Origin of the sequence: Methanobrevibacter sp. (assembly GCF_051877095.1) — an archaeon.
Classification (GTDB): Archaea; Methanobacteriota; Methanobacteria; order Methanobacteriales; family Methanobacteriaceae; genus Methanocatella.
The window spans coordinates 12,506-34,358 of record NZ_JBJEIO010000010.1; the positions used below are offsets into that span (position 1 = coordinate 12,506).

Genomic DNA, 21,853 nt, shown 5'->3' on the forward strand with positions numbered 1-21,853 from the left:
TTAATCACCTTATAAATCTAATTTAAAGTTTGTTTTTAAAGGAACACAAACTTTTCTCTTATTTCCCAATTCTATTAATTTTACATCAATAGAATATGCTTTTTTCAAATTTTCTTCAGTTACAACATCGTTAGGCTTACCATAGTCAATAAATCCACCATCTTTCATAATAGCTACTTTATTTGAGCTTAAAAAAGTATGATCTGGAAAATGTGATGACATAATAATTGAAAGGCCTGATTCAGCTAAATTATCAATAATTTCTAAAAGTTTAATTTGATTTCCAAAATCCAAATGAGAAGTCGGCTCATCCAATATTAAAATATCTGGCTGTTGGCACAGTATTCTTGCTAAAAATACTAACTGCATTTCCCCACCACTTAAATTGGTGTATTCCTTGTCTTTAAGATTTTCAATTCCTAAAGTCTTTAAAGAGTTTAATGCGATTTCCATATCTTTTTTCCTAGGAGAATCTGTCAAATTCAAATAGGGTGCTCTTCCCATAAGTACAACATCAATTACTTTAAATGGAAATGATGGAGCATGATTTTGAGGAATATATCCTATATTTTTGGATATTTCCTTAAAAGATAGTTTTTTGATGTTTTTTCCATTAATTAAAATCTCACCTGAATCAATATCATGCAATCCATTTAAGCATTTTATCAATGTAGTTTTTCCAGTTCCATTAGGACCTAAAATACACAATACATCTCCCTTTTCAATTGAAAAGCTAATATCTGCAAATATTTCACGTTCATCATAAGAAAATGAAATATTTTTAACTTCATAAATGTTATTATTTACGCCCATTCAGAATACCCTCTTTTAAGTAAGTATAAGAATATAGGAACTCCAATAATAGCTGTTAATATACCAATTGGAATTTCAATTGAAATTAAAGCTCTTGAAATATTATCAATTAATAATAAGAAGCTTGCACCGAAGCTTAATGAAGCAGGAATTAATATTTTGTTATTTGGACCAACAATCATACGAGCCATGTGTGGAATAACAAGTCCAATCCAACCAATAATTCCACTTATAGAAACTGCAGCAGAAGTTAACAAAGTACATCCTGCAATAATTAATATCCTAGTTCTTGTTGGATTTAATCCTAAAGATTGTGCTTCCTCATCACCCATTGCAAGTAAATTCATATGCCACCTTAAAGCTAGAAGAATTATAATACCTATAATTATTGGAATAGCAATCATTATTAATTGATCCATTGTAACAGAAGCTAAACTACCCATCAACCAGTAAACAATTTCAGGTAATTTATCATCAGGATCTGCTATAAACTTAATGCCGGAAATCAATGCATTGAAAAATGCAGATATTGCAACACCAGACAAAACCAGTATTAAAATTCCTCCAGATTTATACGCTCTTGAAATCAGATAAGTAACTGAAACTGAAATAATTCCAAAAATAAACGCGAATACTTGGATTACAAATCCTGAACCACTCATCAAAATTGCTAATGCTGCTCCAAAACCTGCACCATTAGATACACCAAGCAAATCTGGAGACACAAGTGGGTTTTTGAAAATGCTTTGAAATGCAGCTCCAGCCATAGCAAGTGCTGCTCCAACTACAATAGCTGCAATAATCCTTGGAAGCCTAATTTCAAAAACAATAGTAGTTATTGTTGGTGAAACTTCAAGTTGTGGGAATATTGGGCATAATATTGTATTAATCACATCTATTGGACTAATAGGATACCTACCTAATAGAAATGAGCTAAAAAATAAAATAATAGGAAGGAAGATTAAAAGAAAAATACTAATAATCTCCTTTGAATCATTATCCATAATATTACCTTATAAATTTGATTCTTTAAGTCCTGAACCAAGCAAAATCTCCTTAGCTTGATTGTCATCTAAATCGAAATGATAGAAATTACTATAAAATTCCTTAGTTGTATCTACCATATTGATTTCTTTATAATCATCAGAATATATTACTTTAGCAGTCCATGGAACACCAATAATCATATTAGCACCAACAGGCTTGTCAAACCATTTAAATGGAGATTGTGGAGATACATAAACTTCCTTATTTTGAACTGCTTTTAAATGAGCCCAATTAGAATCATTATACACTTTATTATAGAAATTCACATCATTAGTAATAATAACATCAGGATCCCATTTAATTACCTGCTCAAGAGATACTTGAACACCTGAAGTAGTGTTACCTTGACTTAATGAATCTGCAACATTCTTTCCACCTACTAAATCAATTAGTTGACCATGAGATGCACCTGATGGATATGTTTGTAAACCATCACTACCCGCTGCATAATAAACAGTTTTCTTATCACTATCAGATAGCTTAGCTGACTTTTCATGTACCATATCTAGATATTTATTATTGAAGTCATTAAGTTGGTTAGCTTTGTCCTCTGCACCTATAACCTTACCCATGAATAAGATAGAATCTCCTACCTTTTCGATATTAGTAGTATCTTTAACAGCAATGACAGGAAGTGTACCAAATTTATCCTGACGTTCCTGAACAGTAGATAAATCTCCATCTCCACCTTCATCAATAGATTCTATTACAACATCAGGTTCAGCAGCTATAAATTCTTCATAACTTCCATCTTGTGTACCATACCAACCACCAACAACAGGTAAATTAGCATACTCTGATGGCACATATTTCAGTTCATCATCCGTCCATTGAAAATTTACTGCTTTTAGTTTTTCTGGTGCAATCATATACAATACAGTAGTCATTGGTGGAGAAGTAGCTATAATATTATTAATTCCGTTTGGAACTTCAACAGTCCTATTTATCATATCAGTTATGTTTTTAGAGCCTTCTGTATCCACACTAGAAGGAGTGAAAAACAAATGAGTGGCAACAGCCAATACTATTAAAATAACTAGTATTAAAAGTATTGCTTTAATCTTTTTTTCTATTGTAAAACCCCCATCAAAATTATTCGATGTTAATATATTTTCATTAAGTTATTAAAATAGCTTTTCTAAAAAATTTTAAAAATAAAATAATTAGATATTTAATTTAAAATTATAATTTAGATAACTATAAATCAATTAATAAACTTTTAAAAATCAAAAAGTATTTTTTAAAGTAAATTAAAGAAATTTAACGTTATTATTTTAATTAATAAAGGCAATACAAAACATTTTAAATATAACATATGTTACATATAAAAATGAGGTATATAAAATGTCAAATATCAAAAAAGTAGATAAATTCTTATCAAAAGCATAAGTATTTTATCTTGCAACCGTAGATGGAAATAAACCAAAAGTAAGACCCTTAGGTTTTCATTTATTACATGAAGAAAAAATTTACTTTGGAGTTGGAACATTCAAAGAAGTTTACAAACAATTAGAAGCAAATCAAAATGTAGAAATAGCTGCATGGGATGGAGAACACTTTTTAAGATATTATGGAACTGCAAATCTAGATAAAAACGAAGAAGTTGTTAAAAAAGCATTTGAACTTATGCTGAAATAGCTGAAGCATACAAATCAAATGGCTGGGAAATGGGCGTATTTTATCTTGATGATGCAACAGCTGAATTTAGAAATATGTTTGCTGTTGAAGAATCCTATGAATTTAAATATTAAGGGATTAAAATTCCCTTAATCACATATTTCATTAATACAACTAAATGCATTCAATGTTCTTGGAAAACCAATATAAGGCATTATTACAGTTAAAGTTGAAACTAATTTTTCCTTATCATTACCTACATTTAAATTACCATTAATATGACCTTTAAGTTGATTTTCACAACCACCTAAAGAAGCAAGTAGAACAAAAGTAATTAATTCTCTTTGTTTATCATTTAAACCATTTCTTGTATAAAAATCACCAAAACAGAAACCTTCTAAAAATTTATTAAAGTGTTTTTGACCCTCAGGTGCTGAATCATTCATTTCTTGAATTACATTACTTCCAAAGAAATTTTCTTGGATTTCACGACCTTTTTCATATCTATTTTGAGGATTAGTTGTGGACTGACCTTCAAGAGGATACTCAATACCTTTCTTATCAAATACTTTTGTTACAACACCAAAAAAGTTATGTGCTCTTCCAAAACCAACATAAGGTACTGTTTGGTAAACTAATTCTTTTACTTCAACTGGAGTAATATCTAAATCCAAAGCACTTTTTAAAATCTTTTTAAATGCTTTAGGTGATTGACATGCAATTAAACAAGCTAATATCACTAAAATAGAATCTTTTTCATTTAAAGAGGAATATTCAAACACTTCCCCATATGCAAAGTTTTTAAATAACTCATAAAATTCAGGATCATTTTTTTCAAATTTAGTAAAATACTCAAATAATTCTTTCATAAACATACTATTTAAAAGAAAATATAAAAAGATGTTCTCATTTTAAAAAAAGAATATCTGTTGCCTATGAATATTATCTTTTTTATTTTACTAAACAATAACCTAAATCCTCTTGCAAATACAAGATCATTAACAGATTTAAAAAAAAAATGATCTTGAAAATAAAACAGGCACTAATACTAAATAAAGATTATGAATATTCTACTACTGATGGACAAAGTGTTATCATTTCCATCTAATGACAATGTTACTATTGATGGAGGGTATTTGGAATCTGTTGATTTACAAATTGAGAACATTTCTAATAACAATATTACTATTGATGGTGCAAACCATAGCATTAATATTGCAGGTCATGTGCTAGAAATTATAATGAATGGCAATAATATTGTTCTCAAGAATATATTAATACAAGGAAAATCGCAACAGTACTTTTATCACTTGAAATGGTGATAATGGAATTATAACTAACTATACATTCCCAATAACACTGCAAAGAATAATGGTGGTGCTATATACTGGGACGGCGGTGCTAATGGAACTATAACTAATTCTATTTTCACCAATAACTATGTAGATACTGCAGGTGCTGTTTATTGGAATGTTAAAGATGGAATTGAGATTACTTTTTCAAAATTCATAAATAACACTGCAAAAATAGCTGGATCAACATTTTACTTCCGTACTAATTCTAATGATACTGCTAGAATTAAAGATAATACTTATGTTATAAATCAAACAAACATTGCACCAATACATGTAGAAGGAGTCATAATTAATTCTTCCACTATTGTTGTAATTTTAGATAATGAAACCAAGATAGTTAAAAACGGAGAAAATGTACTTTAACTGATGTAGTGTTGATTGAAGAGTAATTAATATCTGAATATAACTTAACATATGCTATAAACAACCACGAATACAAAGCTACTAGTTTAAACAATGGAACATATATTTATGAAAAATATAATGTTGATTTTACTAATGGTAAAGAAATTGTTAATATAACTAATAGCGAAATCAGACCAGAAATTACCAATATTAAAACTGGCACTTTATTAGTTAAAAAAAGACATTGATTCAATCACCATAATATTACTTATGGTGAAAACTTAACAGTAGAAGTCATTATAAATCCAAACAACACAACTGGAAATATAACATTCAATAAATGGTGAAGAAAAAACCGTTAATATAATGAATTGTAAATCAACTGCTGTTTTTGCTGGTTTAAATGCTAGCAATTATACTGTTATTGTGAGTTATCCTGGAGATAATATTGAAGAATCAATATTATTTGCAAACAAAAATTTAATTAGTCATGCACTTTCCAGATAATTATTTTAATATTAAAAAGAACTAATGCAATATACTCACATGAATTTTTTTCTAAAAAAATCATCATCCATACATTATGAAAAATATTAAAATATTATCATTTTATAACAAAAAAAGCATCATATGATTTTAACAATATCTAAAAACACATTATCCCTAGCGATATAATAAATATAATCACCTTCAAAAAGCTTTGGCGGATTTATACAGTTCATTTTACCTGTTAGAATCTTATTTTCACTTATCTGAACATTATATCTTACACAGTCATTGTTTTTTCGACTTTTAAAGTAATGTATGTCTCTTACTAGTCCCACATTGATATCACTATCTTTTTGAAGTTTTTTAAGTTTTTTAATAGCTACACCTGTATAGAAATCTATTTCCTTTTCATATTTTTCTAAATCATCTAAATAAATTAAAGATAATATTCTATAAAAGTCACCTTGTCCATTTACATGGCAGAATAATGGAGCACCTATTTTATTTAAATCATTTCCATATCTCTCAATAAGCTCACTAGGAACTGTTAAATTTAGAGTATTAAATCCATCACTAACCTTAGCTATACCATAACCATTTTTTTCACTAAATTCCATACACATTACTTTAATGTAGTAATCAGAATACTCAGAAGTCTCTTTTAAACTAGCAATACTTTTAACTTCATTAGCTATACTCATTTGACTCAAATCATATTTATCTAAGAGATTTTCATTTATTACAATGTTAATCCTTTGAAATTCTCTTGACATTTTCTCGGTTTCATCCCATTTAACTTTTTTACCTGAAACAATTGAATACATTTCATCTCTTTGCCTATTAAAGTCATCTAAAGCTCCTGCTTCTATTAATGCCTTGACTATTTTTGCATTGACTTTGCTTGTTTTATGTTTCATGAAATCTTTAAATGATCTAAAAGGTCTGTTTTCTATTATCGCTACGGTAGCTGGAATTCCCACTCCTTTGACTGATGTTAAAGGTAAATAAACTTTATTGTCTGTAATTGCATATTTACAAGTTGAAATATTGACATTTGGATTTGTTAGTTCATATCCTTCATTTACAAGTTCATCTAAGATTTTTTGCCTTTTACTTTCACTATCTACATGATTTAGAGAAGCAATGTAAAATTCTGATGGATAATATGTTTTTAACCATCCTCCAAGATATGCTATCATTGCATATGCTACAGAATGAGACTTATTAAATGAATAAGCACCAGAACTTCCTATTTTATCCCATACTTTAATAGCTACTTCTTCATCAATTCCACGGTTAACACATCCCTTAATGAATTTTGGATAGTATTCTTCAAAGATTTCAGGTATCTTTTTACTTATTCCTCTTCTGATATTATCTGCATCCGCTGGTGTTAATCCTGCAAAATCAGTGATTATCCTCATTACATCTTCTTGATAAATTATCGCACCATAGTTTTCTTTTAAGATTGGTTCTAAGTCTGGATGTTCATAGTTTACTAATTTTTTTCCATGCTTGCAGTCTATATATCTTTCACGGTCTCCTCCACTTTTTGCACCAGGTCTTGAAAGTGCTACAACAGCTGCTAATTCTTCAAAGTTTTTTGGCTTTAACATCCGACAAACACTACCTGTTGCACCTGCACCTAACTGGAATAATCCTAATTGTGATTTATTTATTGTTTTAAAAACTTCTTCATCATCATATGTTTGTGGAAGCTTTACATCCTCTTTAATTAAATTCAATGCATCTTCAAATACTGCCAGTGGCTTTATTCCGAGTAAATCGTTTTTAAGAAATCCTAATGATTCACATGTTTTACCATCATTATCCAAACACACTAAATCATTAACTCTTAAAAGTGAATCATAATATTCTACAGGTTTATCCAGAGTTATTACTGCACCTGCATGAACACTATATGATTTAATTAAACCTACAAGCTTTTTGTAATTTTTCTCAATAAATGGATGCTTTTTTAAAAATTCCATAACTTTTGGAACATTTTCAACATGCTCACTTCTACCCATTGCTTTTGTAATATTATTAGATTGTCTAAATGATACTCCGTCAAGTCTTGCTAAATCTTTAATAGCTAGTTTTTCTGTCCATTGCAAGTGATTAATTACTTGAAAACTTTTATCTAATCCAAAATCATTTTTAACCTCTTCAAGAACCTTTTGGCGTTTTGTACTGTCAATATCAGTATCAATATCCGCTAATCCAATAGAACTGATTCTTGTAGGATTTAAAAATCTTTCAAATAACAGTTTATGTTCAATTGGATCTATCTCAGTTATTTTAAGGCAATAACAAACAAGACTACCTGCAGCAGAACCTCTTCCAGGACCTAATCTAATCCCCTTGCTTTTAGATTTCTGACAAATAAAAGCTGTGTTTAAAAAGAAATCAGCTAAATCTCCGGATTTGATAATGTCAAGTTCCTTGATTAATCTTTCAACATATTCTGGATTATTCTTAAATCCTCTTTTTTCAAGGCCTTGAAATGATTTTTCAACTAAATATTGATGATTATCCATTAATTACCATTCCTGCAATTCAAATAATTTATCAAGTTCATCATGCTTATCAAAAATAGGAATATGTCTTTTAGGCTCTTCTATATATCCTTTGCACTGTTTAGCGATTTTTTGAGTTTGCTTAATTGCTTTTGGAACTAAATCCATATATGGAAAATCAGATTCCTTGGCAAACTTCATTATTAACTCAGAATTACCAAGACAATTACTTTTTAAGGATTCATCAATTTCATTATACTCTTTATTATAAGAAATAGCTTTTACAATCCTTCTTAGGTCTCTGTCTTTCTCATCAAGAAAATGAGCATCAGAACTTACAGTTAATGGAATTGATAATTCTTCACTTAATTTTACAAGACCCATATTAACTATTGATTGCATGTGAAAATCTGGATGAAATTGTAATTCAAGAGCAAAGTTACCATCAAAAAGATTATAAAAAAATTCACAATAATTGGCTGCCCTATCAAAGCTATTTAACAAAATATATTTTGAAATTGTTGAAGAAAAACAAGCTGAAGTGGCATAAATTCCATCATGAGGATTTTCTTGTAAAACTTCATATCTAAGAATAGGTTTATAATAAAAATTATTAACCGCTAATCTTTGAAAACGCCTAATATTAACCATACCCTCTTGATTCATAGCTAATAAAACTAAATGGTCTCTGTCACTATTTTTAGATTCTCCAAACTGCCAGCAATAAAATTCATTACCAAAAATAGGATGAATATTCTTTTCTTTAGCACATTGACTGAATTTAATCCATGCTGCACAACTAGAATGGTCCGTAATAGCTACACTAGACTGATCATACTCTATAACTTTATCTATTAGTTCTTCAATCTTTATAACTGAATCTTGAATTGAATGCAAACTATGAACATGAAGATTTACGAATGAATCCATTATTTTTTCTCCTGTTTTAATATTTTGTATTTGATAAAATTAAATTTTTATCTTTGACTATAATATTAAACCAGAAAAATAATAAAAAAAAAGTTGAAAGGAGATTTAATCCCCTTTATTCCAATTTACAATACCATAAACAACACATAAAAGTGTGGATAATATAATTCCTATATATACACCCCAAATCATTGGGTCTTCTATTCCCAAAACCATCATTGTGCTTCACTTCCATTATTGTCTATGTTTTCAAATGCTTTATCGATTACCTCTTGTTCTAGAGGTTTTGTAAGTAAGCTCACTACTATTGTAAATATTGCAGATATTGGTACTGCAATTAACATTACATCAATAAATGGCCATGGTGCTGCAGGAAGTAATGTTTCAACTCCAAAGATAAGTTTACAGATTCCAAGTCCAAGAGCAGTCTTTTTAAATACAAAAATCAACCAGAATAAACTGACTATTGTTCCAGATACTATTCCTGCAATAGCTCCGAGTCTTGTGATTCCTTTCCAGTAGAGTGCTCCTAAGAATACTGGTAAGAATGCTGCTGCACAAATTTCAAAGAATAAACTTGTTCCAAGTGCAACTACACTTCCTGGAAGTACAAATGCCATTATTAATGCTAATATAATAGCTATTAAAATACCTACTCTGGAAATGCTTACTTGATCTAATTTTTGTTTGGATTTGTCTCTTAATGTACCGTAAATATCCACACCGAACGCTGTTCCTTGAGTGTGTAATTGTGAAGATATTGTTGACATTGCTGCTGCAATTAATGAAAGTAAGAAGATATATACAAACCATTCCGGTAGTGCCATTGTAATAAATGTTGGAATTACCTTATCGATGTTTCCTCCAACTACATCTACTGCTATTTTTCCAAGTGTACCATTAAAGTACACATTAGAAAGTGATCCTACGATATATGCTGTTGTTGGCATGATTGCAATGAATATTCCTCCAATTAATACAGATCTGTTTAATTCTTTATCTGATTTAACTGTCATAAATCTTACAATCAATGAAGGTTGAGCAAGTACTCCAATACCTACACCTATGAGTGTTGAGGATACAAGAGACCACCAAAATGGACTTCCAAATGTTGGAAATGACGTCCATCCAGTTCCTCCCGTTGCAAGAGCATCAGCAGGATATAAGTTAACCATATTTGTCAATGCAGTGTTTGCAGTAGTTACTCCACCTAGTAACCAATATACAAATACAAGCAAGAATATCATAGCAACAACCATGATACTTCCTTGTAATGCATCAGTATACATTACACCACGAATACCTCCGAATAATACATAAAATGTAATAATAATTGATAATATAAGAAGAGCAATACTGAAATCAATTAATAAAGAAGATTCTAAAAATCTTGCTGCTCCAATCAATACAACAGCCGCATAAAGTGGCATTGCACAGAAAATAATCATTCCAGAGAAATAGTGGATAAATTTACTATTAAAACGTTTTCCTAAAAATTCAGGGAATGTTAATGAATTTAATGCATGTCCCATTCTACGGGTTCTTTTTCCTAAAAAGACAAAAGCAATAAATACACCAACGATGATGTTTAAGAATGCTAACCATAAAACACTCATACCATATTCACTAGCAACTCCTCCAAAACCAACAATAGCTGCTGTCGAGATAAATGTAGCCCCGTAACTCATTGCCATAATGAATGGGTGTGTATCTTTACCAGCAATCATGAAGTCTTCAGAGGAATTAGTTTTTTTGTATGCGTAATAACCTACAAAAACAAGCATAAATATGTAAATTATAAATACAATTGATAAAATCATTACGTCCATAAATAATAACCTCAAAAAATAAAATTAACACTTACATTACTATTATTAGCATAATTATTTATATAAAGATTACTATCATACATTATAGTACATATTTGTACATTAATTTTTAGTGAGTATTATATAATTAACATTTTTAACCTCCCCACATTCAATTCCATCATATTTATAATCAAAAAGCAAGAATATTGATTCATCTATTGTCAATTCTATCCTCTTTTCTACCCAAATTTGAATATTCAAATCACATAACATCTGATTATAAAGAATTTTCTTTAATATTTCACCCATCTTAAAATCTAGAGAATCTATCTTTAAAATAACATTAAAACAATCCATATACATTCCAGAAAATAGCTTCAATGCAAATGGAATCAATAATATCGATATATTATCCTCACAAACCTCTAAAAGTTTATCACCACATTCACTCATCATTTCCTTGTCATTAAAAATATTTGAAACAATTGATTTTTCAAGTAATATATCCACATTATCATCAATATCAAGCACAATATCACAATATTTAAGTGCAGTTTCATGTTCACCAACTAAATTACATAGCTTTACAAAGCAAATAATATCATTTACATCCTCTAAATCAATGAGACGTTCAACATGTTTTAATGCAACTTTAGCATTTGCTAAATCCTCAATATAATACAAGCATTTAACTTTATCAAACCATAAAAGCAAAAAGTAAGGATCCTCACCAATTAACAGATTTATGATAACTAATGCATCATCATAACAACCAAGACCCATCAAACAATTGTATTTAAGCATCAATGCAAATTTATAATCTTCATCATCACTTTCAATTTCATTTAAAATATCCAATGCTTTACCAAAATTTCCCCCATCAAATTCTTTTTTACACTCGTTAAACCTAAAATTCAAAGTATCACCAATTTAATTTAGAATTAAACAATTATAAATAGTTTTTTTAAAAAATAAAGTAAAAATTGATGTTAATTTAAGATTTTATCACATCAAAGCAATGTTTTTTCAATGAAAAAAATGCTAAAAACTAAACATTTATAAAATTGAACAAAAATAATTAAATAATGTAAAAAAATGAAAAATAGGGATAATATGTTTTGGAACGAGAAAGCCGAATGTATGAGTAAAGAAGAAAAGGAAAAAATACAACTTAAAAGATTACAAAAATCTGTTAAACTCGCATATGAAAATGTAGAGTTTTATAAAAAAAGATTTGATGAAATTGGTTTAAAACCAGAAGACATCAAAACATTAAAAGACATTGAAAAAATTCCATTTACTACAAAAAGCGACTTAAGAGAAGCTTACCCATTAGGATTACTTGCAGTTCCACGTGAAGACATTGTGGAAGTACATGCATCATCCGGAACAACTGGAAAACCAACAGTTACAGCATACACTCAAAACGATTTAGACATTTGGGGAGAATGTATTGCACGTGGTCTTAAAATGGCAGGTGCTGAAAAAGATTACATCATCCAAAATGCATATGGATACGGACTATTTACCGGTGGATTTGGAATTCACCACGGAGGAAACAAAATGGGAGCTATCACAATCCCAATTTCAGCAGGAAACACCCAAAGACAACTTGACACAATGGTTGATTTCCAAAGTGATATCCTAACATGTACTCCTTCATATGCAGCATATATAGGAGAATCCCGTGAAAAAGCTGGAATTCCATTAGAAGACATTAATTTAAAAGCAGGAATTCATGGAGCTGAAATGTGGACTGATGAGATGAGAAAAAGAATAGAATCATCTCTTGGAATTAAAACCCATAACATTTATGGTTTAACAGAAGTTATGGGACCAGGTGTTGCTCAAGAATGTGACGAGCAAAATGGAATGCACATTCAAGATGATCATTTCTATCCAGAAATCATTAACCCTGAAACTGGTGAAACCTTAGAATACGGAGAAAAAGGTGAACTTGTTTTAACTTCATTAACTAAAACTGGAATGCCTATTTTAAGATTCAGAACAAAAGATTTAACCTCTTTAATTGGTAAGAAATGTGAATGTGGAAGAACTACCGTTAGAATGACTAGAATTACTGGTAGAAGTGACGATATGTTAAAAATTAAAGGTGTAATGGTATTCCCATCACAAATCGAAAAAGCATTACTTAAAATCCAAGGAATTAGTCCTAATTACCTCATACATGTAACAAGACCTGACATTTTAGACGAAGTGGAAGTTAAAGTAGAAGCTTCAAAAGAATTATTCTTCGATGAAATGAAAGAAATGGAAAAAGTTGAAAAACAAATCCAAGCATCAATTAGATCTGAAACTGGACTTAGAGTAGATGTAACTATTTGTGAACCAGAATCACTTCCAAGAAGTGAAGGTAAAGCAGTACGTGTAATTGATGAAAGGAAATTTGAAGATTAAGGTGGTAAAATGGAAGTAAAACAAATTTCAGTTTTTGTGGAAAATAAAGAAGGAAGAATTAAAAAAGCTATGAACACATTAGCAGAAGCAGATATCAATATTCGTGCTCTTTCAATAGCTGATACAACTAAATATGGTATTTTAAGATTAATTGTTTCTGATAACAAAAAAGCAATAGAAGCTCTTGAAAAAGATGGTTTTATTGTAAAAGAAAATGAAGTCCTTCTTTTAGAAATTCCAGACAAACCTAATGGATTAAACTCTGTATTAACAACATTTGACGAAAAAGGAATTAATTTAGAATACTTATATGCATTTGTAAGTAGTAAACCTGATGTTGCTACTTTAGTTATGAGATTAGAAAACATGCAAAAAGCTAAAGAAGCATTACAAGATAATGGTATTAAACTCCTTAAAAAAGAAGACATTCAATTTTTATAGAAGGGATTTACTCTCTTCTAAACTATTTTTAAATTTTAAAAAAAAAGAATAAATAAATATAGCTAAAATTCTTTTAACATGTTAGCTATATCTTCTTTTGAATAACCTAAGCGGACAAATAGGCTTTTAATTGGTTCGTTTTCAGGAATAAGACCTATTTCTTTCCATTTTTTGAAATCATTTTTCAAAATAGCATTAATTAAAAGTTGAATTGTAATTAAATCATCACTTTTAACAGCGATAAATGCATCTTCATCACCAAAAACATTTTCAGGATCAATTAAAGTTACTTTTCCAGCCCTATCTTTTTTTATAATCGCATTATCAATTTTATAAGCCATAATTATCACACTTTTAATATCTAATTTTATCTTTAGTTTAAATAGTATTTAAGTTTTTAACTTTTAATGGATTTATATCCGCTTTCAATAGCTTTTAAATTCATTTCATGGAATTTAGGTTTTAAATTGTTTTTCATAGCCTCAATAACAGATTCTTTTGTTAATGGGAATCTATCATCAGCAGTTACTGCACCTAAAAGAACCATATTCAATGCAAGTACACTACCTGCATCCATAGCTAATTGAGTTCCATTAATCGGAAGTGCATGTTTAAAGTTTTCCTTTAAGGTTTTAGTAATACTATCAACACTAGGATATGGCTTATCAGATGAAGATGGAATAATTGGATGAGTATTATAAACAATTTTAGTCTCATAATTTACTTTATTTAATCCCCTTATTGTCTCAATAGGTTCAAAAGAAAGCAACATATCTGCACCTTGATTTGGAATAATTGATGAATTATAACCACCTATTTTTAATTCAGTAGAAACTGAACCTCCTCTTTGAGACATACCGTGAATTTCACTCATCACTACATCTAAACCTTGATTCATTGCAGCTTCACCAATAATTGTTGAGGTTTTAATAATTCCTTGACCTCCAACACCACAAATATAAATATTATAATGATTATCCATTTTCTCACCTACCATCCTCTAAAGCACCATATTTACATACTTGGACACATGCACCACATCCATCACATTGAGATTCATCAATAGTTATTTTTCCATTAATTTTAGAAATTGCAGGACATGCTAATTGACTAACACATTTATCACAAGCATTACAATTACTTTCAACAAATTTAACTGGAGGTTTTTTAGTTAAACCTTTAATTAAAGTACATGGAGCTTTTGATATAATTACTGCTACATCATCTCTCTGGAATGCTTCCATATATGTTTTAACAACTTGATCTAAGTTAAATGGATTGATTACACGTACAAAATCAACTCCACAAGCTAATGCTAATTTACGAATAGATACTTCAGGAGCTTCATCCCCCATTCCATCAACAGGAATTCCAGGATTTGGCTGACCACCAGTCATCGCAGTAATCCTATTATCAAGCACAGTTAAAACAAAATTATGTTTATTATGCACCGCATTTATTAATGGAGAAATACCACTGTGGAAAAATGTTGAATCACCAATAAAACTAGCTACTTTTTGATCTGAGGAAACAGAAAATCCACAACCATCTCCTACACTAGAACCCATAGATAATAAGTAATCAGCTGCATTGTAAGGAGGGTTAATACCTAATGTATAACATCCAATATCAGAAGCAAATATTACATCTTCAGGTTTTAATCCTAATTCTTCGATTGCTACATTAATTCCATAATACATTGCTCTGTGAGGACATCCTGCACATAAAACAGGAGCACGAGATGGAATATCATCACTTAATTTTTCTAAACTTTCAGAAAATTCAATTGATTCATCATTTTTGAAACTTAATATTTTATTTAATCCATCAGCAACAATATCTGAGTTAAATTCATGATAAATCGGGAAAGTTCCATCCAGTTTACCATGAACTTGAACATTAAGGTTTAATGCTCCAATGCAAGCTAAAGTATCTCTTTCAATAATTGGATCAACTTCTTCTACTATAAATACTTCATCCAAGCCATCTAAAAATTCAGCTACTTTCTCCTGTGGGAACGGATAGCTAAATCCTAACTTCAAAACACTGATATCCAAATTATTGAATTTTACAACATCATGAGCATAATTATAAGCACTACTTGAAGCAATTAACCCATATTTTTTATCCCCTGAACTGATTTCATGATTAAATTCACTTTTATTGGTGATCTCTTCAATTTTATGAATCTTATCCCAAAGTTTTACATGCATATCCCCAGCAAATGCAGGAACAGGAACATATTTTGAAGGATCCTTGTTGAAATGACCTCTCTTCCAGTGGTCATCATTATTTGATGAGTTATCCACAACATCCCCAAATTCAACAACACCCCTCATATGAGATACACGAGTGGTTGTCCTGACAATTACAGGAATATTAAATTGTTCAGATAAATCAAATGCATATTTAACCATATCTTTTACTTCCTGACAGTTAGATGGCTCTAAAATAGGTACATTTGCGAGTCTTGCATAATTACGGGTGTCTTGCTCATTTTGAGATGAGAAAAGTGATGGATCATCAGCTGATAAAATAACCATCCCACCATTAACCCCGGAGTATGCAGTTGTCATAAATGAATCTGCTGCAACATTCATACCCACATGTTTCATAAATGTAAATGATCTAAGACCTGAAACAGCTGCAGTTGCTGCAACCTCCATTGCGACTTTTTCATTAGTAGAAAATTCAAAATAAATATTAGCATCCTTAGCCAATACTGATAATACATTTCCAATTTCTGATGAAGGAGTTCCGGGATATGTAGCTGCAATAGAAACACCTGCTTCTATAAGTCCCCTTACAGCAGCTTCATTACCTAGTAAAAATTGCTTTTCACCAGATCCTCCTGTAACTAATTCTTTTAAATTCATTATAGTTTCCTCAAAATAATCATTAATATTAATATTATATTATTATAATTACATAAATATATTGCACAATCGCCCTCTAACACACTAAATTTTAAAAAAATAATAAAAATTATTATAAATAAGTTTCAAATCTGCTTTTATAAAATGTCATCATCACCAATTACTTCTTTGAATTTCATCCATATCTTTACCATGGCATAAGTATCAAGTTCACAATACTTAAGTAAGCCATCTCTTATTTCAGATTGTTCTTCTGGTGTTTTATTTTTCAGACTTAAAAAAGCATGAGCTGCTTCAAAACCATTATGCACTACAGGCAAATTACTATAATCCAATTCAGGATCATCAGGATATAATGCAGGTAAAACATATTTTATGGAATAAGAACCTTTCATTTCCTTTGTATAATAATCTCTGTTTTTAAACGGCACCATTAAATCAACCATATTGTCATTAAATCTTTTCATTTCATCTTCCAAATCCGGGAATAATTTTCCGATTTCTTTATTACGTGTAGCTTCAAATGCTTTATTATAAACAATGACACTGCCGTCTTCAGGCATATCTTCAATCATAGACTCTGCAAAAGTTCTAATTAAATTATCATCATCAGCTTCTGCTAAATATTCTTTATGCTCAATAGGAGCGCCAGGTTCTTTGATTACATGCAGCGAATATTGGAAAGGTATTTGCTGATATGGTTTTGTTCCTTCGTATTCCGGAATGGCATATTGACAAGTTTCATAATCAATGAAGTATAAAGGATATTTAAGAGAACATAATACCTGCTTTACTGCATCTTTATTTATTTTCTCTTCTCGGTTATTTAATTCAAAATCAATCTGTTCCAAATATTTTGGATTGAGACTCTCATGTTCTAAATCTTTAAATGATATTTTACCATCATAATACTTTTCAAACTTTTTGGATTTGTACATCCCACTTATATCAAATACATTGGGAGTTGGCAAATCCCGTGTACAGTAATCCCAGAAACTACATGAATATGGATCGAAACAATACTTTCCCAGTTCTTTAACAGGTTCATTCTCCTCATAGTTTTTCATGTATTCATTAATAAAATCAATATTGCTTTTTATTTCATCTTGCTTTTCAACAGCTATATCAGTTATATTTTCTATATTGAACAATTGTTCTATATTCAATTCTGTGCCTCTAATGTATTCATTGTTAATATAAACAATAGCTGCTTTTTTTACATTTAAACCAAGATTTGATAAAACAAAGTATTGATATGCAACATCATCTATGTATATGTCTTTTATTTTTGTGGAACTTTTTACTTCATAAATTTCAACCCCATCCACATCATTTTTTAAAATATCCACACTGCAAAAATTATTATCATAAATAAAAGACGCTTCTGCAATTACATTTGGCTTATCTTTAATTAATCGTTCTGTTTTTTCAATCCTCGCTTTAATAGGATTATCACTAGGAATATCTTCATAATCTCCAAATAATCCTTTTGCAATTTCACCTACTTGCCTACCAGTTTCAAAAACAGATTCATCGGTTTCACTTTCCAATACATCTGATCTATATTTGTCTAACCAAAGAATCTTTTCACATTGCACACATTTGCAATAGTCAGATTTTGATAAAAATATCCTATCCATAATTTATCTCCTATTAATTAGCATTTAATCCGAATTTTTATTAATAATTTTTTCTTTTAATTTGTTTTCAATATATTCATACTATCTCCACCACTCAGCAAAACTCTTCGTATTGAAAAAATGGGAACAATTTACTATTGCATATTGCATTGTAGCATCTAGACATTTATTATAATTATATATTACACAATAGACTAATTTTTGAAAAAAGTAATAAAAGTTATTATACACAGTATTAATAGAAAAATCATGTTAAATACTCTTTTTTGGACATCAAAGATTTTTATGTCAGAAATTTTCTCATTCTATTTTTTATCTAATAAATCAAAAATATCGTCCAAACTTACTCTAAAACACATAAATATGAATAATAAAAAGAGAATATAAGTTTCATACTAAAATTAAACCATTAACATGAAAAATAAACAATTACACAAAATTGAATTAATATATTTAAATAGTAAATTGGCACATAAATATGAATAATATAATATTGTGTTTATTTTATAATATTGTTCTATGGAGATGGTCTTATTTCATTTTATAATGAAGATACTTATGAAAAATCATTGATTGAATTATTTCAGAATTTAGGTTACATGTACTATTATGGTCCAGATATAGAAAGAGATTATAAAAACCCTCTTTATATGGATGATTTGAATGCATTATATCAAATTAATAATAAATTGGATAAAGAAGCTGTTGATAAAACTATTGAAGTAATCCAAGATTTTGGAAATGATTCACTTGAAAATAAAAATAATAAATTTATGGAATATCTCCAAAATGGGATTAATGTTAATTACTGGAAAGATGGAAAAGAAAAATCAACTCATGTTAAACTGATTGATTTTGAAAACGAAAGAAATAATACATTCACAGTTATTAATCAATGGACTGTTGAAGAAAAAGAAGTTAAACGACCAGACATTGTTGTTTTTGTAAATGGATTTCCATTAGTAGTATGTGAGTTAAAATCTCCTTCAAGAGAAAATACAGACACTTCTGAAGCATATAATCAATTAAAAAAATATATGCAAGTTATTCCTTCCCTTTTTAATTATAATGCGTTTTGCGTAATGAGCGATATGTCCATTTCAAAAGCAGGTACAATAACTGCATCTGAAGACAGATTCATGGAATGGAAAACAACTGATGGCAGTTATGAGACAACACAATGGGCTGATTTTACAACATTCTTTGAAGGTATTTTCGATACAAAAAGATTTTTAGATATCCTAAAGAATTTCATTGTATATTCAAATGATTCAACAACCAAAATTAAGATACTTGGAGCATACCATCAATATTTTGCAGTTAACAAAGCAGTAAACTCAACAGTTAAAGCCCTTCAAAGTGATCATAAAGCAGGAGTATTCTGGCACACTCAAGGCAGCGGAAAAAGTTTATCAATGGTATTCTATGTTAATAAACTCCAACAAAAACTTGAAAGTCCAACATTTGTAGTAATTACAGACCGTAATGATTTAGATGACCAGTTATATTCACAATTTGCTAAATGTAGTAACTTTTTAAGACAGACACCAAAACAAGCTACAAGCATGAAAAACTTAAAAGAGTTACTAAATGATAGAAAAGCCAATGGTATTTTCTTCTCAACAATGCAAAAGTTCGATGATTATGATGAATCATTAACAGACCGAGAAGATGTTATTGTAATATCCGATGAAGCACACAGAAGCCAGTATGGTCTTGAAGAAAAAGTAGATCCCAAAACTGGTGAAATAAAAATAGGCGCTGCTAGGAGAATACACAATGCACTTCCAAATGCAACATTTATTGGTTTTACAGGAACACCTATTTCAAGAGCAGATAGAAACACCAGAGAAGTATTTGGAGATTATATTGATATTTACGACATGACCCAATCAGTAGAAGATGGAGCAACAGTACCAATATGCTATGAAAGCCGTATTGCAGATATAAACTTAGACGAATCAATTCTAGAAAAAATTGATGACAAATACTGGGAATTACAAGAAGACGCCGAAGAATACAATATTGAAAGAAGCAAACGTGAATTAAGTAAAATGGAAGAATTGCTTGGAGCCCCAGAAATTATTGAAAATATCTGTACCGACATAGTTCAACATTACGAAGACCATCGTGCAAATGAATTAAGTGGAAAAGCAATGATTGTAGCCTATTCCCGTCCAATAGCTATAAAAATGTATGAAAAAATATTGGAGTTACGTCCAAATTGGGATGAAAAAGTAAAAGTAGTAATGAGCGGTTCTAATAAAGACCCAGAAGAGTGGTATGAAATAATCGGAGACAAACCATATAAAAAGGAACTTGAAAAGAAATTCAAAGATGATAATGACCCAATGAAAATAGCTATTGTAGTTGACATGTGGCTTACAGGATTTGATGTTCCTTCACTTTCAACAATGTATGTCTACAAACCAATGAAAGGACATAATTTAATGCAAGCAATTGCTCGTGTAAACAGAGTATTTAAAGGAAAAGAAGGTGGACTTATTGTTGACTATATTGGAATAGCAGCCGAACTCAAAAAGGCAATGAGTGAATATACTGATAGGGACGAAAAGAAATACGGTGACCCTAATGTCGATAAAGTGGCTTATCCAAAATTCCAAGAAAAACTAGAAATCTGCCGTGATTTATTCCACGGATTTGACTACTCCAAATTCTTTGGTGACAGTGATTTAGAAAGATCAAAAGTCATTTCAAGTGGAGTAAACTTCATGGAAGACTTATCACGTGAAGAAACCAAAAAGAATTATTTAAAAGAAGCATTACTGCTTAAAAAATGGCTGTCACTATGCAGCAGCAGAGCTAAGAAACATGAAAGATTTGAAGCAGCATTTTTTGAAGCCGTGAGGACTGTCCTTGTTAAAGTCACATCCAATGGAAAATTATCCCTGCCCGAAATTAATAAACAAATTACAGAACTACTTAATCAATCAATTAAAAGTACGGGAGTAATCAATGTTATTAATGTTAGTGAAGAAGTATCATTATTCGATCCAGACTTTTTAGATAAAGTAAGAGCATTGGACTCCTCTAATTTAGCCAGAACCATTTTAGAAAAATTACTTGATGATGAAGTGGGAGTATATACAAGAACAAATCTTGTTAAATCAGAAGAATTTTCAGAACTTCTAAAAAAGACACGTAATGATTACATTAATGGACATATCACAAATGACGAAGTAATTGAAGAATTAATCAAAATTGCGAAAATGTTACGTGAAGCACATTTAGAAGGAGAGAAATTAGGATTAACTGAAGAGGAATTAGCATTTTACAACGTTATTGCTCTTCCAGAAAACATCCACGAGTTTTATGATGATGAAACTTTAATTAAAATTACACAGGAATTAACCGACTCTTTGAGAAAAAATAGAACAATAGATTGGCAGAAAAAAGAATCTGCAAGAGCAAACATGAGAAGAACAATAAAACGTCTACTTAAAAAATATGATTACCCTCCAGAAGAAATGAAATCTGCTTTAGATAAAGTTATAGCACAATGTGAATTGTGGGTTGATGAATCAGCATAGG

The 21,853-nt window shown here is 29.8% G+C and carries 18 protein-coding genes and 1 pseudogene; 6 read left to right on the forward strand and 13 right to left on the reverse strand.

The genetic code is table 11. The features are described from left to right. Positions 1-9 precede the first annotated feature (9 nt). From ACI389_RS06630 to ACI389_RS06640, 3 genes are read right to left on the reverse strand one after another with little or no spacing between them, the layout of a single operon-like run. The gene (locus ACI389_RS06630) at positions 10-813 is read right to left on the reverse strand and encodes an ABC transporter ATP-binding protein (RefSeq protein WP_439780751.1); all 804 of its coding nucleotides are present in this window, start codon (positions 811-813) and stop codon (positions 10-12) included. Further along, positions 804-1,817 carry a FecCD family ABC transporter permease gene (locus tag ACI389_RS06635; protein ID WP_439780752.1) on the reverse strand — a complete coding sequence of 338 codons (1,014 nt, stop codon included), beginning with the start codon at positions 1,815-1,817 and terminating at the stop codon, positions 804-806. The genes ACI389_RS06630 and ACI389_RS06635 overlap by 10 nt, the downstream gene beginning before the upstream one ends. Positions 1,818-1,826: 9 nt before the next feature. Beyond that, the gene (locus tag ACI389_RS06640; RefSeq protein WP_439780774.1) at positions 1,827-2,933 is read right to left on the reverse strand and encodes an ABC transporter substrate-binding protein; all 1,107 of its coding nucleotides are present in this window, start codon (positions 2,931-2,933) and stop codon (positions 1,827-1,829) included. Positions 2,934-3,309: 376 nt separating this feature from the next. Between ACI389_RS06640 and ACI389_RS06645 the strand changes: the two are divergent. Beyond that, positions 3,310-3,498: pseudogene (locus tag ACI389_RS06645) on the forward strand (pyridoxamine 5'-phosphate oxidase family protein); the annotation flags it as partial. Positions 3,499-3,626: 128 nt separating this feature from the next. Here the strand turns inward: ACI389_RS06645 and ACI389_RS06650 are convergent. Further along, entirely contained in the window at positions 3,627-4,346 is a 720-nt protein-coding gene (locus ACI389_RS06650) for a carboxymuconolactone decarboxylase family protein (protein ID WP_439780753.1), read from the reverse strand. Positions 4,347-4,556: 210 nt separating this feature from the next. On the opposite strand from ACI389_RS06650, the gene ACI389_RS06655 reads away from it, so the two are divergent. Both ACI389_RS06655 and ACI389_RS06660 read left to right on the forward strand, forming a co-directional pair. Next, positions 4,557-4,799 (forward strand): hypothetical protein, encoded by a 243-nt coding sequence (locus ACI389_RS06655; protein ID WP_439780754.1) that lies wholly within the window; start codon positions 4,557-4,559, stop codon positions 4,797-4,799. Positions 4,800-5,543: 744 nt separating this feature from the next. Next, positions 5,544-5,684, forward strand: coding sequence for a hypothetical protein (locus ACI389_RS06660; RefSeq protein WP_439780755.1), 141 nt, complete (start codon positions 5,544-5,546; stop codon positions 5,682-5,684). Between the two features lie 119 nt (positions 5,685-5,803). On the opposite strand, the gene dnaE is transcribed toward ACI389_RS06660, so the two are convergent. The 5 genes from dnaE to ACI389_RS06685 form a co-directional block, all read right to left on the reverse strand. Further along, entirely contained in the window at positions 5,804-8,206 is a 2,403-nt protein-coding gene (gene dnaE / locus ACI389_RS06665; protein WP_439780756.1) for a DNA polymerase III subunit alpha, read from the reverse strand. Positions 8,207-8,209: 3 nt separating this feature from the next. Beyond that, positions 8,210-9,115 (reverse strand): PHP domain-containing protein, encoded by a 906-nt coding sequence (locus ACI389_RS06670; protein ID WP_439780757.1) that lies wholly within the window; start codon positions 9,113-9,115, stop codon positions 8,210-8,212. Positions 9,116-9,220: 105 nt separating this feature from the next. Beyond that, positions 9,221-9,334, reverse strand: coding sequence for a symporter small accessory protein (locus ACI389_RS06675; RefSeq protein ID WP_439780758.1), 114 nt, complete (start codon positions 9,332-9,334; stop codon positions 9,221-9,223). Then, the gene (locus ACI389_RS06680; protein WP_439780759.1) at positions 9,331-10,944 is read right to left on the reverse strand and encodes a sodium:solute symporter family protein; all 1,614 of its coding nucleotides are present in this window, start codon (positions 10,942-10,944) and stop codon (positions 9,331-9,333) included. The genes ACI389_RS06675 and ACI389_RS06680 overlap by 4 nt, the downstream gene beginning before the upstream one ends. A 102-nt stretch (positions 10,945-11,046) precedes the next feature. Next, the gene (locus ACI389_RS06685) at positions 11,047-11,844 is read right to left on the reverse strand and encodes a hypothetical protein (protein WP_439780760.1); all 798 of its coding nucleotides are present in this window, start codon (positions 11,842-11,844) and stop codon (positions 11,047-11,049) included. A 195-nt stretch (positions 11,845-12,039) separates the two neighbouring features. Between ACI389_RS06685 and ACI389_RS06690 the strand changes: the two genes are divergently transcribed. Then, entirely contained in the window at positions 12,040-13,344 is a 1,305-nt protein-coding gene (locus tag ACI389_RS06690) for a phenylacetate--CoA ligase family protein (protein ID WP_439780761.1), read from the forward strand. 9 nt (positions 13,345-13,353) lie between these two features. Beyond that, positions 13,354-13,785 (forward strand): amino acid-binding protein, encoded by a 432-nt coding sequence (locus tag ACI389_RS06695; protein ID WP_439780762.1) that lies wholly within the window; start codon positions 13,354-13,356, stop codon positions 13,783-13,785. A gap of 62 nt (positions 13,786-13,847) precedes the next feature. Here ACI389_RS06695 and ACI389_RS06700 read toward each other — a convergent pair whose 3' ends face one another. The 4 genes from ACI389_RS06700 to ACI389_RS06715 all read right to left on the reverse strand — a co-directional run bounded on the left by ACI389_RS06700 (position 13,848) and on the right by ACI389_RS06715 (position 18,301). Further along, entirely contained in the window at positions 13,848-14,126 is a 279-nt protein-coding gene (locus ACI389_RS06700) for a hypothetical protein (protein ID WP_439780763.1), read from the reverse strand. A 56-nt stretch (positions 14,127-14,182) separates the two neighbouring features. Continuing rightward, entirely contained in the window at positions 14,183-14,767 is a 585-nt protein-coding gene (locus tag ACI389_RS06705; protein ID WP_439780764.1) for an indolepyruvate oxidoreductase subunit beta, read from the reverse strand. Between the two features lie 4 nt (positions 14,768-14,771). Continuing rightward, a complete protein-coding gene (iorA, locus tag ACI389_RS06710) occupies positions 14,772-16,661 on the reverse strand; it encodes an indolepyruvate ferredoxin oxidoreductase subunit alpha (RefSeq protein WP_439780765.1) in 1,890 nt (629 codons plus the stop codon). Between the two features lie 137 nt (positions 16,662-16,798). Further along, on the reverse strand, positions 16,799-18,301 hold the full coding sequence (locus tag ACI389_RS06715) for a DUF2779 domain-containing protein (protein ID WP_439780766.1): 1,503 nt from the start codon (positions 18,299-18,301) through the stop codon (positions 16,799-16,801). 512 nt (positions 18,302-18,813) lie between these two features. Between ACI389_RS06715 and ACI389_RS06720 the strand changes: the two genes are divergently transcribed. Further along, complete coding sequence (locus ACI389_RS06720; RefSeq protein ID WP_439780767.1) at positions 18,814-21,852, forward strand: type I restriction endonuclease subunit R; 3,039 nt, start codon at positions 18,814-18,816, stop codon at positions 21,850-21,852. The last annotated feature ends 1 nt before the right edge of the window (position 21,853 follow it).